The organism is Burkholderia sp. GbtcB21, from assembly GCF_019091065.1.
Taxonomy (GTDB): domain Bacteria; phylum Pseudomonadota; class Gammaproteobacteria; order Burkholderiales; family Burkholderiaceae; genus Burkholderia; species Burkholderia pyrrocinia_C.
Genome location: NZ_JAGXKA010000553.1, coordinates 1 through 230, shown reverse-complemented (window position 1 = coordinate 230; position 230 = coordinate 1). Strand labels below are relative to the sequence as shown.

The following is a 230-nucleotide window of genomic DNA, read 5'->3' as shown; positions in this document are numbered from 1 at the left end:
GATTTGTGTTAGAAGATATCATTGCTAGACATGGGTGTTTTAGACGTATGAGAGCTGATCGTAGAGAGTTGAATGCCAAAGAAGCAAGGGAATTCTTCAAGAGATTTCACATTCGCTTGAAGCTAACCACATCCTATAATCCTGAAGCTAATGGCAAGAGTGAGAGAGGTCATCCACCAATAGTTAATGCCTTAGTCAAATCATGTGAAGGGAAAGCATCACTATGGCCA

Annotated in this window: 1 protein-coding gene; it reads left to right on the top strand. The window is 40.9% G+C overall.

From position 1 onward, the window contains the following. The coding region (locus KVT39_RS37610; protein WP_217591542.1) for a hypothetical protein at positions 1–230 on the top strand (230 nt) is incomplete at both ends.